We start from the raw sequence: 15788 nt of genomic DNA, 5'->3' as shown, positions 1-15788 counted from the left end.
CGTGCCTCTTGCCATTCACGGCGCGGGACACGCTGCCTTGGTTAAGTTCCAAGAAGATTGCAGTTTTGGTTTGGCTCCAACCATTTATCTCAACGAGATATTTGGCAAACGAAGCCTTTAGGGCAGTCAACGGGTATTGGACGCGCATGATAGGTCTCCCTAGTGGCGCATTGCTGGGAGACCTCAGTTGAAAATGGCGCCAGAGCCGCTATCTTTGTAGCTGTGAGCCGCGATCTAGTGCCACCTCAACTGAGGTCGGTTTAGTCTGCGGTCTGGCCGGGCAAGTGTTGAAGCCACTTGACCCGGCCTATTGCTGCCCTGATCTCGACCGCGATTGGATCGGGGTAGTTTCATCCTCCCTAGTGCGGCTGATCCAGCGTCCATCCCGCGCGACCGTGCGCGATGAAGTCGCCTGCCCCGGAAAGAAGCGCGCTGAGATTGTTGAGGGGATCGGAGCCTCCGAGGCGGATTCCCCTCGCCTCCAGATGTGCATCAATCTCCGTGATCCTGGTTGGCTCCGTCTTACCCCGCAGAAGCATGCGCGCCTCTTGCAGAGCTAGCTCCCGCTCCGGCGACCGCCGTCGGCCGGACCGTTGGGCGGGTCCCGGTCCAAGAGTGAAATAGCTTTCCTGCTGATCGGAGGGCGCGGCGTTGGATGGAGCAACGGCGGGAAGGTCCAGATAGCCTTCGCGGAGGGTGCGTAGGCGCTTTAGTCGGAGAAAACGGGGATCGCTCTCCAGCTCGGCTTCAAGCTGAGCAATCTCGCTATCAAGGGGCGTGGTCATAGTCATGGTGGCCCTCGCAGGTTCCTCTACCCAGTCATAGTATGGCGGAGGAGCCAGCGCTTCAAGGAGCCAGCCAGCAATTAATGCGTGGGAAAATGGCATGAAAGTAATTGACAGTTGGCTCCAGCACGATCTCGCTGTAGACAGCGAATCGATCTTTTTTTGTTCCTATCCGTGGCTTCCCGGATTTTGCCTTTTCCGGCTCTCGTTGCCGGGGCTGGCGGGCTTTTTCCCACTACAGTAGCAGCGCGTTCGAATCGCTCCCACGCGTCGTGATGCAATTCAATCCCTTTTTCCTCTTTAGGTTTTTTCATGCCGCGCAAGGCTCCCAAAAAGCGGAAGGCTTATGACGATCCGCACTTCAACAAACTAGCTCTTGTCATCGGCCACATCTGCATCAACTGGTCGCGGGTTGAAGACGTGATGGACTTCCTCATCTCGCGAATGATCCTTCTCGAAGAGGGAAGCAATCTTGCGAATGCCATTACGTCAAATATGGACATTCGAAACAAGATTCAAACGCTCAAAGCACTGGTCTATGAGCGTCGGACCGGCAATGCTTGGTTTAAAGAATACGCCCAATTGCTTGATCAAATCGACAACGAACTCCGGCCTGCACGCAATCGATATGTGCACAGTCACTGGTTTAGACCTGATGGGCGGTTGACGCGCGTCTCGAGAAGAGTTCGCTTCAGCAAGCCACAAGCCTTCAAAGAACTCGCTTTGACGACCGAGGAGCGAGACCGGGCCAGCCTTCGAGATGCCCAGCGTCTTTGTAGCGCGTTGGAGAACGCTTGGACCTCGCTCTTCTTTTTGTCGCTGCCGAAGTACGGCGGCCCTGCATTGCCGCCCACACCAGAGCAACAATCTCCTGATCAGGGAGCCCCCTGAATTCGTCCAACGTGTGTCGGTTGAGTTCTGCCACCACGGCTTAACATTTCCGGAACGGGCAGGCTGAACGCGCCAGTTCCGCCGACGGCGGGCACCCGCTTGGTCAAGATTATGATCCCCAATCGCACAGCCCCACGTCGAGGTCCCCACCATGTCCGTGCACAACCCCTGCGTGGCTTAACTATCCGGACCAATGACCTATTGCCCTCGCGCTCCGGTTGCGCTTGATTGTCGCGGGGAATAAGGGGCACTTCATGCGTTTACTGGGAATTGCGGCGCTCAGCGTCATGCTGGGCGGCTGCGCGTCTGTCACGCGCGGCACGACTGAAAATATCAGCATCTCATCGACACCTTCAGGCGTGGAAGCCGTCGTCAGCGGAATGGAAGTTCCGACCACCTGCACGACGCCCTGTTCGGTCGTCGTCAAGCGAAACGCCGACATCTCGATCACCTTCCAGAAGGAAGGCTACGAGCCGCAGATCGTCCCGCTCAGCCGGGACATCCCGACATCAGGGGCCGCCGGCTTCGCCGGCAATCTCCTGCTCGGCGGCGTCGTCGGCATGGGCGTCGATGCCGCGACCGGTGCAGCCACCGATCACAAGCCCAATCCGGTCATCGTGACGATGCAGCCGACGGTCCGCGCGCGGCCGGCGGCGCCGAAAAAGCCACGGGCGCCGGCGGCACCACCGCCCGATACCGGGACGTAAGCGGTCCCGCACTGCCTCCCAAACAAAAAGGCCGGCTCTTCAGCCGGCCTTTCGATTCATGTTGCGCGCCTGATCAAGCCTTGACCAGCGGACCCTTGGAGGTCGGCCCCTTCGGGCCGCCCGGCTTGGACTTGCCCGGCGGGCGCTTGCGGGCGCCGGGCAGCTTCTCCTGCTTCGGCGTGACCGGGCCCTCGACGAACTCGAAGCCGATCTTCTCCTTGGTCTCGTCGGCCTCGTCCTTGACCAGGACGACGCGGACGTGGCCACCGCTCTTGAGCTTGCCGAACAGCACCTCGTCGGCCAGCGGCTTCTTGATGTGCTCCTGGATCACGCGGGCCATCGGCCGCGCGCCCATCTGCTCGTCATAGCCGTGCTGAACCAGCCAGGCCTTGGCGGGCTCGGACAGCTCGATGGTGACGTCGCGGTCGCCGAGCTGAGCCTCGAGCTGGAGCACGAACTTCTCGACCACCGTGCCGATCACCTCGACGCTGAGATGGCCGAACGAGACGATGGCATCGAGGCGGTTGCGGAATTCCGGCGCGAACTGCCGGTTGATCGCCTCGTGGTCGTCGCCTTCCCGCTTCGAGCGGGTGAAGCCGAACGCCTGCTTGGCCAGATCCGAAGCACCCGCATTCGTGGTCATGATCAGGATCACGTTGCGGAAGTTGACCTGCTTGCCGTTGTGATCGGTGAGCCGGCCGTGATCCATGATCTGGAGCAGCACGTTGTAGAGGTCGGGATGCGCCTTCTCGATCTCGTCGAGCAGCACCACGCAATGCGGATGCTGGTCGACGCCGTCGGTGAGCAGGCCGCCCTGGTCGAAGCCGACATAGCCGGGAGGCGCGCCGATCAGGCGCGACACGGTGTGCCGCTCCATGTATTCGGACATGTCGAAGCGCAGCAGCTCGACGCCGAGCGACGCCGCGAGCTGCTTTGCGACCTCGGTCTTGCCGACGCCGGTCGGACCGGAGAACAGGTAGCAGCCGATCGGCTTCTCCGGCTCACGCAGGCCCGCGCGTGCGAGCTTGATGGAAGCTGCGAGCGACTCGATCGCCTTGTCCTGGCCGAACACGGTGCGCTTCAGGGTCTGCTCAAGATGCTTGAGCACCTCGGCATCGTCCTTCGACACGCTCTTCGGCGGGATCCGCGCCATCGAGGCGATCGTGGTCTCGATCTCCTTGATGCCGATGGTCTTCTTGCGCTTGTTCTCCGCGACCAGCATCTGTGCCGCACCGGACTCGTCGATCACGTCGATCGCCTTGTCGGGCAGCTTGCGGTCGTGGATGTAGCGCGAGGACAGCTGCACCGCAGCCTCGATCGCCTCATTGGTGTACTTCAGCCGGTGATAGTCCTCGAAATACGGCTTGAGGCCCTTGAGGATGGCGATGGCGTCCTCGACGGTCGGCTCGTTGATATCGATCTTCTGGAAGCGCCGCACCAGCGCGCGGTCCTTCTCGAAGTGCTGGCGATATTCCTTGTACGTCGTCGAGCCCATGCAGCGGATCGTGCCCGAGGCAAGCGCCGGCTTGAGCAGGTTCGAGGCATCCATCGCCCCACCCGACGTCGCGCCCGCACCGATCACAGTGTGGATCTCGTCGATGAACAGGATGGCGTTGGGATGCGCCTCGAGCTCCTTCAGCACCTGCTTCAGGCGCTCTTCGAAGTCGCCGCGATAGCGCGTGCCCGCGAGCAGCGTGCCCATGTCGAGCGAGAACACCGTCGCCGCAGCCAGCACCTCCGGCACTTCGCTGTCGACGATACGCTTGGCGAGGCCTTCCGCGATCGCGGTCTTGCCGACGCCGGCTTCGCCGACGAACAGCGGATTGTTCTTCTGCCGGCGGCACAGCACCTGGATCGCACGGTTGATCTCGGAATTGCGTCCGATCACCGGATCGATCTTGCCGTCGCGCGCCTTCTTGTTGAGGTTGACGCAATAGGTCTCGAGCGCCTCGCCCTTCTTCTTGGCGTCCTCGTTGCCCTTGGCCTCGGTCTCCTCGTCGACGCCGCGCACGGGCCGCGCCTCGGAGACGCCCGGGCGCTTGGCGATGCCGTGGCTGATGTAGTTGACGGCGTCATAGCGCGTCATGTCCTGCTCCTGCAGGAAATACGCGGCATGGCTCTCGCGCTCGGCGAAGATCGCGATCAGCACGTTGGCGCCGGTCACCTCTTCGCGACCGGACGACTGCACATGGATCACCGCGCGCTGGATCACGCGCTGGAAGCCGGCTGTCGGCTTGGCGTCGTCGGCGCCATCCGTCACCAAATTCTCGAATTCGGTTTCAAGGTAATTGACAAGGCTCGTGCGGAGCTTGTCGAGATCGACGCTACAGGCGCGCATGACGGCGGCTGCATCGGAGTCGTCGATCAAGGAGAGCAAGAGATGCTCGAGCGTCGCGTATTGGTGATGACGCTCGTTTGCGATCGCCAGCGCACGATGCAGGGATTGTTCAAGGCTTTGGGAAAAAGTCGGCATTCGCGTCCTCTATGGCCCCCACCATCATGGTCGTGATCGCCCGGTCAGGCAACAACAACCTTTGTCACATATAGTTATACAAGACCGCGGCGAAAGACCGGTTCCGCGACTCGGCCGCGACACTCCCGCGGTATTTTCGATGCAAAACCCGTTCCGATTTGGGCAGACCTGCCCATTTGGGCAGGATTGACGCTGGACGCGATGTGCTCGGGAATCATGCAGCAGGATGTGCTGCCATCACACACCACGCGAACAGAACCACTCTAAAGAACGCGAACGCGCGATTACTTCTTTTCCATCACGCATTGCAGCGGATGCTGGTGCTTGCGGGCGAAATCCATCACCTGCGTCACCTTGGTCTCGGCGATCTCGTAGGTGAACACGCCGCACTCCCCGATGCCGTGATGATGAACGTGCAGCATGATCTTGGTCGCGGCCTCGATGTCCTTGTTGAAGAACTTTTCCAGCACGTGGACGACGAACTCCATCGGCGTGTAGTCGTCGTTCAGGATCAGCACGCGGTAGAGGTTCGGCCGTTTGGTCTTGGGCTTGACCTTGGTGATGACCGAAGTGTTCGGCCCCGAGGGATTGCCCGAACGGTTCTCGTCATTGCTCATGCGAGGAGCGTAGGCAGCGGCTGGCGCGGACAGGTCGAGTCTGGAAGTCAATTGCGGCATGGCTCAGGCGTTCAAATTCCCCACGGAAGCGAATGGCGGTCGCCGCGCGCCCCGCCCTTCGGAGCCTGGCGCAGGCGCGCCGCCTCGTTGGATCGCCGCTCCCGACAAATCCGGCCCGAGCCGGATTGTTCGCCAGCAATATGGGCCTGCCCCCGGCTCGCCGCAAGCGCGCAAAAGTCCGGCCGATGCGGCCACAGGGCGGTCCCGATTCCCAGTCCGGGCGATCTTCGCAAGGTTAATCAATCCGGACCGATTTGACAAAATTTATGCCGCTCCCGTCTAGAACATGTTGACCAGGAACTCGGTCATTTTACGCGATTGCGACGTTTCGCCGGGGATACCCCGGACTTCTACGGTGCAATTTACCAAGCATTCAACGGCATGGCGCGAAATCGGGCAAACCACGGATCTCAGGGGGATCGTCATGTTTCGCTCGCCGCTTGTCAGCCTGATCGGTCGACGGCTTGCCCGCTTCGCAGCGGCCGAGCAAGGCAATATAGCCGTGATCTTCGCCATCGCGCTGGTCCCGGTGCTGGGCTTCATCGGCGCCGCGGTGGACTACAGCCGCGCCGCCCAGGCCCGCACGTCGATGCAGGCGGCCCTCGACTCCGCCGCCCTGATGCTCTCCAAGGATCTGTCGGCCGGCACCATCACCCCGTCGCAGATCAGCGCGAAGGCGCAAGCCTATTTCAACGGGCTGTTTACCGGCACCGCCACCCTGCCGTCGGTCAGCGTCGCCGCCACCTACACGGCGAGCACCAGCATGGGCTCGACGATCCAGCTCAACGGCACCGGCACCTACACCACCAGCTTCATGAAGATCGCCGGCTTCCCGACGCTCGGCATCGGCACAACGTCCACCAGCGCCTGGGGCAATGTCCGCATGCGCGTCGCCCTGGTGCTCGACAACACCGGCTCCATGGCCCAGGACGGCAAGATGCCCGCGATGCAGACGGCCGCGAAGAATCTGGTCGACCAACTCAGCGCGCTCGCGAAGGCCGACGGCGACGTGTACATCTCGATCGTTCCGTTCGCCAAGGACGTCAACGTCGGCGCCAGCAACTACAACAAGGACTGGGTCGACTTCAGCGATTGGGATGCCGCCAACGGCAGTTGGAGCTGCACTTCGGGCAACAACTGGAACTGCAATAACTGGAAATGGACGCCGGCCAACCACAGCACCTGGACCGGTTGCGTGGTCGATCGCGACCAGGACTACGACATCAAGAACACCACGCCGACGAGCGGCAATGTGGGAACACTCTTCCCCGCCGAGCAATATTCCTACTGCGACTCCGGCAGCTCGTCCTATCTGCAACCGATCATGCCGCTGAGCTATGCCTGGAGCTCGCTCAAGAGCCGCATCGACGCCATGAAGCCGACCGGCAACACCAACCAGGGTATCGGCCTCGCCTGGGGCTGGATGACGTTGTCGACCGGCAATCCCATGAACGCGCCGGCCAAGGACCCGAACTACACCTACAAGGACGCGATCGTTCTGCTCTCCGACGGACTGAACACACAGAACCGCTGGTACAACAATGCTTCGCAGATCGACGCGCGACAGAAGAAGCTCTGCGACAACGCCAAGGCCGAGAACATCACGATCTACACGGTGCAGGTGAACACCGGCAGCGATCCGACCTCGAGCGTATTGCAATATTGCGCCAGCAGCAGCGACAAGTTCTACCTGGTCACCTCGGCCAGCCAGACCGTCTCGGTGTTCAAGGACATCGGCACCTCGCTGTCGAAGCTGCGCGTGGCGCGCTGACGGATCGACCGCGCGCAAACAAAAAGCCCGGCTGGTTCAGCCGGGCTTTTCGATTCCAGAATGTCGCGAAGAAACGTTACTGGGCGGCCGGGGTGAACTTCGACACGATGGTCTCGACCGGCTTGAACGCCTGCTTGGCGAGGTCGCTGTAGAGGCCGGCGATCTTCTGCGATTCCGCAACGAAGGTCTCGTAGGCGGAACGGGCGAAATCGGTCTGCGCTTCCATGGCCTTGTCCAGGGACTTCACGCCGGAAAGCTTCTCGACGAAGGACTTGGTGTCTTCGAACGACTTCTTCGTATAGTCGCCATAGGCGCTGGCAATCGCCTGGAGGCCGTGCTGCACCGAGGTCGCGGAGGCGACGTACTGCTCGAAGTGCTCTTTCCCGTAGTTCTGAAAGTCTTCAACCTTGAACATTTCGGAATCCTTTTCCCTGGCTCGCGTCGGGAAGCCCCGGCTCCCTGACCTGCCCACAATTAGTGCAACGCACAAAAAAGTCAAGAATCTTGTGCGTCGCACAAAAAGAGCTATCAAAGGACGCAAGTCGCGGAGATTCCCGGGGTTTCCCGCAAGGGTTCCTTAAGCTTTTGGAAACCGCAGCCCCCTACCCTGATTCCCTGGACGTGTTCAGCTTCCGCAGGCGGTCAAAAGCCGTTTGAGAACATCACCTTAGCCAGAATAGCGGCTCAGGCCGAACGTCCCCCGCGGCGAACACCAGCGGAGGGACAGCCTGAGCAGGTAATGATCCCGGGTCCATTGGGCACAATTTCGCCTCACGAGCCGGTGATCAGTTGAGAAACGGGGACGGGGTTCCATGCTTCGTAAAAACTTGTCTTCCTCGCGCTTGGCGCGGGTTGGCGTTTTCGGGCTTCTTACGGTCACCACCGCGGTCATCTTCACGACCGATGCCGCCGAGGCGCGGCGCCATCGCCGGCACTACGCGCATCACCGGGTGCAGCGCGATGTATCCGACAGTTCCAGCCCGAAATTCGCATCCATCATCGTCGACGGCAATTCCGGCGCGGTGCTGCAGGCAACGAGCCCCGACGGCATCCGCCACCCCGCCTCGCTGACCAAGATCATGACGCTCTACCTGCTGTTCGAGCGCCTCGAGTCCGGCAAGATGAAGCTCGACACCGAGATGCCGGTGTCCCAGCACGCCGCCGATCAGGATCCGACCAAGCTGAACCTGCGTGCCGGCCAGACCATCCGTGTCGAGGACGCGATCAAGGGTCTCGTCACCCGCTCCGCCAACGACGCCGCCGTCGTGATCGCCGAAGCGATCGCCGGCGACGAGGACGACTTTGCCCAGATGATGACGCGCAAGGCGCGCGCGCTCGGCATGTCCCGGACCGTCTACCGCAACGCCAACGGCCTTCCCAACGACGAGCAGGTCACGACCGCGCGCGACCAGGCCACGCTCGGCCGCGCCATCCAGGAGCGCTTCCCGCGCTACTATCGCTATTTCGCGACCTCGACCTTCAACTGGCGCGGCCAGTCGATCCGCAATCACAATCACCTGCTCGGCAGCGTCGAGGGCGTGGACGGCATCAAGACCGGCTACACCCGCGCCTCCGGCTTCAACCTCGTCAGCTCGATGCGCCGCGGCAACCGTCACCTGATCGGCGTCGTGCTCGGCGGCCGCAGCGGCGGCTCGCGCGATGCCATCATGCGCAATCTGCTGGCCGAGAATCTCGAGAAGGGCGCGACCACGCACACCGTTGCCGCGGTCACCGAGCGCAATGGCGCTGACGCAGCCACCGAAGTTGCCGACGCCTCGGATACGCCGCCGGCTCGTCCCGCTGCGCCGGTCCAGGCCGCGGCCCCCGCTCCCGAGGCCGCCCCATCGCGTCTGGCGGCCCGCCTGTCGACGCTGGCTGCCGCCACGGCCGCGGTGCCGCCGGCCCCGATCAAGCCGGAAGCCAGCAAGCCCGAGGTTCGGCAGACGGAATCCAAGATCGAGCCCGCGCCGCTCACCAATGGCGTGATCTCGAGCCAGCCTCTCTCCATCATCCCCGGCTCGTCCGAGCCGATGAAGCCGGTCAGGGTCAAAACGGTTCAGGTCAAGGCCGGCGCCGTGAAGGTCGCCTCGGCCGCCCCGGCCGCGGTCGCGCCGCAGGTCACGAACACCGTTATGTCCCGCTCCGACGTCGCGGAAACCTCCGGCGCCGTCGTCGCCCGCGCCGATCTGATCAACAAGCCCGAGATGATGAGCCCGCCGGACGCGCCGAAGGCGGACGTCGCCCGCACCGAGCTGCCGCGGCAGCCCGCCGGGTTCGGCACCGGCAACGGCATCCTCGGCGTGCTGCCGGCTGCAACCGCCGCCGCGCCCGCTCCGGTCGCTCCGAAGCTCGCTTCTGCCGATCCGGCGCCGCAGCCGATCCAGATGAGCGCCACCGCCAAGCCGGTCGTCACCCACAGCGGCTGGATCGTCCAGGTCGGCGCGCTCGAGAGCGAGAACGAAGCCCAGCAGCGCATCGACGCCGCGCGCAGCTCGGCCCGCGGCCTGCTCAGCAAGGCCGATCCGTTCACCGAGCCCGTCCTCGCCAAGGACAATCGCAAGCTCTACCGCGCCCGCTTCGCCGGGCTCGAGCGCGATCAGGCCGAAGCGGTCTGCCGCGCCCTGAAGCGCGCCGAGATCTCCTGCATCACCGTCCGCAACTGATCCTCGTCACATCGCTCCGATCAAAAGCCCGCGCCTTCGGCGCGGGCTTTTTTCGTTTCGCCGACGCGGTGATGCGAAGTCTGTTCCGCGACAACCTCTCGTCAACAATTTACGGTTAAATTTTTACTCAAGAGATCGACCACGCCGACAACGGCGGGCATCGGGGCGACGACAGACAGAGCAAACGGAGCTCACGCGGGTACGGGCGTTTGTAGCGTGGTGCCGGAGTTAGCCGTTATGCGTGCGAAGCAGAGTATCCTTGGCCTCGTTTACCCGGGCAGCGAGATAGTTCGAGCCCCCCTGGTCGGGATGGAGTTTCTTCATCAGGGACTTGTGCGCCCGGCTGATGTCGTCACGCCCCGCCCCCGGCTGCAGGCCAAGGATCTGATAGGCCTCCTCCGCCGTCATTTTGCTGCTCGCCGCCGCGCGGCGCTGCCCCCCTGCCGCATCGCCCTGCGCGTTCTGACGCCAAGCGGGAAACCGGCGGTCCAGATAGCTTTCAAGTAAGGCCACACTCTCGGCGTCGAACGTCGGGACCATGGCCAGCAGGCTCGGAAGATCGAACTCGCCGAGATCGCGCCCGGCGTGAGGCCCGGCGACGATCTGCCCGCCGAGCTGGCCGGAATCGTGGTCGAGCCGCATATCCAGGAATTGCGAGCGCACCCGCGAGGTCTGCCCCGACGCGGGCGCAGCACCGCCGCCGAACAGCCCGCCGATATTGCCGAAGCCGGCATTTGCCAGCGGGGTCCAGCCCAGCAGCCCGGCGCCGAAGAATCCGAGCGGGATCGCCACCACCAGCTCACCGCGCAAGCCCGTGAAGGCTGCGATCGCCAGCGCCAGCACGCCGCCGCCGAATCTGATGGTGCGCGCCAGCACCGCCGGATTGGCGGCGCGGAACATCTGGAGCAGCAGATAAAGCGTGATAATTGCGACAGCGCCGGCGATCAGGGTCATGACCGGAATATAGTCGCCCTCGCGGCAAAATGCATGGCATGCGCGCCGCCGCGAGCCGCGGCGGCCGGGGCGCTACTTCATCTGACCGATCAGCTTGGCCGCGCCGCTCGCGGTCTTCGCCAATTTCAGCAATGCCTCGCGACCGCCGGCAGCATAGGCCGCGGCCGCCCGCAGCAGCTCACGCAACTGCGCCGCCGCTCCCGGATCGAACCGGCACCAGGCACCGCCGGTCAGGCGCGCGATCTCGCGAAAGGCCTGCTCGGCGACGGCGTCATGACCTTCCTGAAACACGAACACGGGCACCTTGAGCATGCCGAGCTCGCCGGCCTTGGCGCAGAGCTCGTCGACCCTCTCCTCCATGGCGTCGCCGACGAAGACAACGGCCCGCACGCCGGACGCCACCGCCTCGCGACGCGCCTCGCTCAACACCTTGCCGATCTGGGTATCGCCGCCGCGGCAATCGATCTTGCTCATCAGCGCCGCCAGCCTGGTGCTGTCGGAGATCCACCCCGTGGCGCGGCACTCGTTCAGGCCGCGATAATAGACCAGCCTGATGTCGAGGCTGCCGAGCGCCGCGGTCTCGCGAAACATGTCGGCCTGAAGCGCGCAGGCCATGTCCCAGGTCGGTTGCCGGCTCATCGTCGCATCCAATGCGAAGATCAGCCGCCCCTTCGCGCCCGGCGCATGGGGTGACAGCGCCCGCGCCCTGGCGACGAAAGCGGCGATGTCCTGCGCCGTCGACGTTTCGGCTTGCGGCACCGTGCCCCCCGCTTGCGCCGAGACGGCATCGCCGCGAGACGGCTTGATGGGTTCGCCTGACATCCCTCGACCCTTGACCTGAGCAGCTAATGTGGTCAGCGCAGGCAGCCCGGTCAACGTGCAAAGCCCCCGCGGACGGAGCCGGCGGGGGCTTTGGCAATCAGCGTAGTCGGTGTCGAGAACGTCAGCTCGATCTCGGCTCTCGATCTCAGCTCTTGGCAGGCGCCATCAGCGCGACGGGGCCAGGCTCGAGGATGTTGGGCGGCGACGATTGCGTGTCGACCGGCGCGATCTCGCTGTCGGTCGCGCTCAGGAATTTGTCGAGCATGCTCTGGATCGAGCTCTTGGCGACATCCGGGCCGGTATCGCGCATGTCGTTATGCTGAAATTCGGTCTTCACGACCTGGATGCCCGCCTTCTCGCATTCCTCGTCGGTCGGGATCACGCCGGCATCGGTCTTGAACTGCGGATCCTGCGAGCGGAACGACAGGATCTTGAACTTGCCGGCGGTGACGAAGGGCACGCGCAGATTGTCGAGCGTGACGACCTTCTTGACCTCATCCGGATACTGCTTGGCGAAATACATGGTGATGTCGCCGCCCATGGAATGGCCGACCATCGTCACCCTGGCGTAGTCGGCGTTGGGCTGAACCTTCTTCATCTCCTGCATGGCAAGATGAATGTTGGCGACACCGCGCAGGATCTGCGGCAGTCGGCCGACATAGAGCTCGCCTGGCTTGGTGACCATCGGAGGGTCGGTCGGCAGATCGTGCTGCGGGCTCACGACCATGTAGCCGCGCGCAGCGAAGATGTTGGCGAGGAAGCCGTACTCGGTGTTCTTGACCGTGTTGCCGTGATTGATCACCGCGACCGGCAGCGTGATCATGCCGGCATTGGCCTGCATTTCCTTGTCGCGGCGCACGGCGATGTAAACCGGCACAGGACGATTATCGCGCGAGGCGTCGTAAAAGGTGATGGTCTCGTGCTTGATCGCCCACTTGCTCGCCGTGAAATAGGCGATGCCGCAGAGGGCACTGACCGAAACCAGAACGGCAATTCCACGCTTCATTTTCGTCCTCAGCCTCAGGCGCTTGCGGCCTGAATCCCTGTTGAAAATCGTGTTGTTCCGAGGCTCTTCGGCCTCTGGTCGCCTATTCCCCAATATATGTCACAGGCGCGTGACAGGAAGGCCAAATATTGTGAACTTGCAGCTCTTTCGTTGTGCGCCGCACACGTTTTCTGGGCACCCCGTTTTCTGATGGCTACGTCAGGATGCAGCTCACCATCCGACGCAACCGGTCTCGATTGGGTTCAATTTCGCAGTAAACGTAGGATGAAAACGGCCGAAGGCCGCCGGCGTTCCCTTGGGAACCCGCCGCCCGGATCGATCGGAAGTAGCGTTATACCGCTTCAGGCGCCCAAGATGTCGTGGACTTCGAGCGGCTTGTCGACCTGGTTGAACCACTCGGCCCGGTTGGCGGCGCGGCGACGGCCGCGCTCGTCGAGCGGCAGCTTGAGCTGGCGGAGCAGGCTCGTCACCTCTTCCCGCGCGGTGAGGTGGCCGAGATTGGGCCGCATGCCGAGCGTGGCCTCGTCGATCTCGTCCAGCGCGGTCAGGCCGCGCGGGAAAAACTCGCGATAGACGACGCGTTCGGCGAAGCCGTCGACGTAGCGGAAGCCGAGCCGCAGCGACAGATCCTTCAGCCCTTCGGCGACCAGCTGCTTGTTGCGCGAGCCGAGCATCGACAGGCGGTTGCGCACCACGATCCAGTCGGTGGTCGCCCCGTCGAGCTGGCGGCGCTTGCGGCGGACGTCGCGCACCATCTCGGCGTAATGGCTCTCGCCCGTCACCGCGTAGTTGGCGGGATCGACGGTGCCGAGCACGTCGAAATCCAGGAAGCTGTCGTTGATCGGCGTCACCAGCGTGTCCGCCATCGAGTGCGCGAGGCGCATCAGATAGCTGTCGGTGCCGGGCGTATCGATCACGATGAAGTCGAAGCTGCTCTCGACCGCCGAGACCGCTTCCATGAACTGCTGGAACTCGGAATTCTCATTCTCTGCAATCTGCATGGTCTCGCCGAGCTTGATGCAGCGATGCACCGGCAGCTCGAGGTCGAGCTTGGTGCGGCGGGCCCAGGCGGAACGGTTGTTGATATAGTGGGTGAAGCTCTGCTGGCGGCAGTCGAGGTCGATGGTGGCGACGCGCTGGCCGGCCTTCAGGAGCGCGACCGCGATGTGCAAGGCGGTGGTCGATTTGCCGGAGCCGCCCTTCTCGTTGCCGAGCACGACCACATGCGCCGAGCCGGATTGGCCTTGGCTAGCCTGCACAAGCATGGCGATCCTCAACACCCCTAATGAATATCTTCGAGTTGGCCGCGTCTGCGGTCAAGTGAAATGCGTGACGGGAAATGCAAATCGTACTGCGCCGTTCTTCATCATGAATCGCGGCACCAATCTTCGTCTGTGATCCAGCCCACAATGTCGCGCTGTCGCGCGGCCGTGCGCGGGATGCTGTGCCGCATCCCCATGCATGGCGTCCATGCCCGCCGCTTGTTAAGGTTAGCCGCCCCGGGCGCCCGGATCACGCCGCGCCGATTCCAAAACCCTGTCGAGTCCTGATGTCATCAAGCCCCCTGATCGCCCGCACGGTCCCGGCCTTGCGCCGCGCCGTCGACAATCTTCGCAAGCGAAAGGCCACGATCGCGATGGTCCCAACCATGGGGGCCCTCCATGACGGACATGTGTCTCTCGTTCGCCTCGCCAAGCGGCGCGCCAGCCGCGTCGTGGTCTCGATTTTCGTCAACCCGACCCAGTTCGCCCCGACCGAGGATTTTGGCGCCTATCCGCGCACCTGGAAGGCCGACATCGCCAAGCTCGCCGCCGAGGACGTCGACATCGTCTGGCATCCGGAGGTGAAGGCCATGTATCCCGACGGCTTTGCCACCCGCATCGTGCCGGAGGGGCCGGCGCTGGCCGGCCTCGAGGACCGCTTCCGCCCGCACTTCTTCGGCGGCGTCGCCACCGTGGTCGGCAAGCTGTTCACCCAATGCCGGCCGGACGTTGCGATCTTCGGCGAAAAGGACTTTCAGCAGCTGCGGGTGGTGACCCAGATGGCGCGCGACCTCGACCTCGGCGTCAAGGTGATCGGCTCGCGCACCGTGCGCGAACGCGACGGGCTCGCGATGTCCTCGCGCAACGTCTACCTGTCGCCCGAGGAGCGGCAGACCGCCCCTACCCTCTACCGCGCCATGAGGGAGAGCGCGCAGCGGATCAAGGCCGGCGATGCCATCGCCCCTGCGATGGCCGGCGGCGCCGAGATGATCAAGGCGGCGGGCTTTGCCCTCGACTATTACGAGGTCCGCCACGCCGAGACGCTGGCGCCGGTCACCTCGCGCAAGGACGGCCCGTTGCGGATCCTGGTCGCAGCCAAGCTCGGCAGCACCCGCCTGATCGACAATATCGGAGTTTAGAGCAGCCCGAGATCGCGCAATTCGCGCCGCATCGGCTCCGGCATGGCCGCGATCGAGCCGGCGGCGGACTTGCCGAGATCCGGCGGCACGGAATCCTCGGTGAGATAGCGCCAGCCCTGGAACGGCCGCATCGGCCGCGGCGACACCGAGATCACCTTCGGCTGCATCACGATGCGGCAGCGCCCGATGCCGTCCTTGTCGCGGAACGGCTCGATGCCGATGATCTTTTCCCGCGCGGCGATCTCGCCCTTGATCACCCAATAGAGCGACCCGCCCGCGAGGATCTCGGCGTCGCGCTTGGGGACCATGCGGGTGATGTGGATGTGATGTTGCGGCAGACCTTTCTTCTTGGCGGTCTGCATCCGCTCGGCCACCCACTCCTTCAATTCCTTGACGGAGTCGCAACCGACGGCGAGCTTGATCAGGTGTAGCGGCATGCCCAAGCATTAGCCGGGCAGCTTCGCATTTGGAATGCCGATCTACTCGTTATCCGCAGCCGCCGGAGCGGCCACCGACGCCGGCGGGGGCGCCAGCGGAACCGGTGCGGCGGGCGCGCGCGCGGCCTTCGGCGCCGGCGGCTTCTTCGCGGCCGGTGGTGCCGCGGTCGCCGCCGCCTGGGCCGAGGCAGCCGCCGGCAC

The 15788-nt window shown here is 63.7% G+C and carries 14 protein-coding genes; 5 read left to right on the top strand and 9 right to left on the bottom strand.

Features of this window, described 5'->3' with window-relative positions; all coding sequences use genetic code 11:
* Positions 1-359: 359 nt before the first annotated feature.
* Complete coding sequence (locus tag UNPF46_RS29935; RefSeq protein ID WP_142252398.1) at positions 360-791, bottom strand: hypothetical protein; 432 nt, start codon at positions 789-791, stop codon at positions 360-362.
* Positions 792-1097: 306 nt separating this feature from the next.
* Between UNPF46_RS29935 and UNPF46_RS29930 the strand changes: the two genes are divergently transcribed.
* Both UNPF46_RS29930 and UNPF46_RS29925 read left to right on the top strand, forming a co-directional pair.
* Positions 1098-1676, top strand: a complete 579-nt coding sequence (locus UNPF46_RS29930; RefSeq protein ID WP_142252397.1) for a hypothetical protein — start codon at positions 1098-1100, stop codon at positions 1674-1676.
* 254 nt (positions 1677-1930) lie between these two features.
* Positions 1931-2383, top strand: coding sequence for a PEGA domain-containing protein (locus tag UNPF46_RS29925; RefSeq protein WP_097658898.1), 453 nt, complete (start codon positions 1931-1933; stop codon positions 2381-2383).
* A 73-nt stretch (positions 2384-2456) separates the two neighbouring features.
* On the opposite strand, the gene clpA is transcribed toward UNPF46_RS29925, so the two are convergent.
* Positions 2457-4856, bottom strand: a complete 2400-nt coding sequence (gene clpA / locus UNPF46_RS29920) for an ATP-dependent Clp protease ATP-binding subunit ClpA (protein WP_142252396.1) — start codon at positions 4854-4856, stop codon at positions 2457-2459.
* A gap of 284 nt (positions 4857-5140) precedes the next feature.
* Entirely contained in the window at positions 5141-5473 is a 333-nt protein-coding gene (clpS, locus tag UNPF46_RS29915) for an ATP-dependent Clp protease adapter ClpS (RefSeq protein WP_026202494.1), read from the bottom strand.
* A 484-nt stretch (positions 5474-5957) separates the two neighbouring features.
* On the opposite strand from clpS, the gene UNPF46_RS29910 reads away from it, so the two are divergent.
* Positions 5958-7304: a pilus assembly protein gene (locus tag UNPF46_RS29910; RefSeq protein WP_142252395.1), complete on the top strand. Its 1347-nt coding sequence runs from the start codon at positions 5958-5960 to the stop codon at positions 7302-7304.
* A gap of 76 nt (positions 7305-7380) precedes the next feature.
* On the opposite strand, the gene UNPF46_RS29905 is transcribed toward UNPF46_RS29910, so the two are convergent.
* Positions 7381-7719, bottom strand: a complete 339-nt coding sequence (locus UNPF46_RS29905; RefSeq protein ID WP_097658894.1) for a phasin family protein — start codon at positions 7717-7719, stop codon at positions 7381-7383.
* Between the two features lie 397 nt (positions 7720-8116).
* Here UNPF46_RS29905 and UNPF46_RS29900 point away from each other — a divergent pair, with 397 nt between their 5' ends.
* Positions 8117-9967 carry a D-alanyl-D-alanine carboxypeptidase gene (locus UNPF46_RS29900; RefSeq protein WP_142252394.1) on the top strand — a complete coding sequence of 617 codons (1851 nt, stop codon included), beginning with the start codon at positions 8117-8119 and terminating at the stop codon, positions 9965-9967.
* Between the two features lie 228 nt (positions 9968-10195).
* Here UNPF46_RS29900 and UNPF46_RS29895 read toward each other — a convergent pair whose 3' ends face one another.
* The 4 genes from UNPF46_RS29895 to UNPF46_RS29880 all read right to left on the bottom strand — a co-directional run bounded on the left by UNPF46_RS29895 (position 10196) and on the right by UNPF46_RS29880 (position 14014).
* Positions 10196-10921, bottom strand: a complete 726-nt coding sequence (locus UNPF46_RS29895; protein WP_100174648.1) for a DnaJ domain-containing protein — start codon at positions 10919-10921, stop codon at positions 10196-10198.
* Positions 10922-10993: 72 nt separating this feature from the next.
* Positions 10994-11743, bottom strand: coding sequence for a vWA domain-containing protein (locus UNPF46_RS29890; protein WP_142252393.1), 750 nt, complete (start codon positions 11741-11743; stop codon positions 10994-10996).
* Positions 11744-11888: 145 nt separating this feature from the next.
* Positions 11889-12749, bottom strand: coding sequence for an alpha/beta fold hydrolase (locus UNPF46_RS29885; protein ID WP_100174646.1), 861 nt, complete (start codon positions 12747-12749; stop codon positions 11889-11891).
* A gap of 341 nt (positions 12750-13090) precedes the next feature.
* Positions 13091-14014: a division plane positioning ATPase MipZ gene (locus UNPF46_RS29880; protein WP_100174645.1), complete on the bottom strand. Its 924-nt coding sequence runs from the start codon at positions 14012-14014 to the stop codon at positions 13091-13093.
* A gap of 284 nt (positions 14015-14298) precedes the next feature.
* On the opposite strand from UNPF46_RS29880, the gene panC reads away from it, so the two are divergent.
* On the top strand, positions 14299-15150 hold the full coding sequence (gene panC, locus UNPF46_RS29875) for a pantoate--beta-alanine ligase (protein WP_100174644.1): 852 nt from the start codon (positions 14299-14301) through the stop codon (positions 15148-15150).
* Here panC and UNPF46_RS29870 read toward each other — a convergent pair.
* Positions 15147-15587: a DUF1489 family protein gene (locus UNPF46_RS29870; protein ID WP_100174643.1), complete on the bottom strand. Its 441-nt coding sequence runs from the start codon at positions 15585-15587 to the stop codon at positions 15147-15149. The genes panC and UNPF46_RS29870 overlap by 4 nt on opposite strands.
* Positions 15588-15788 lie beyond the last annotated feature (201 nt).

The organism is Bradyrhizobium sp. UNPF46, assembly GCF_006658625.1.
GTDB lineage: Bacteria > Pseudomonadota > Alphaproteobacteria > Rhizobiales > Xanthobacteraceae > Bradyrhizobium > Bradyrhizobium nitroreducens.
This window is presented reverse-complemented; position numbering and strand designations above follow the sequence as displayed.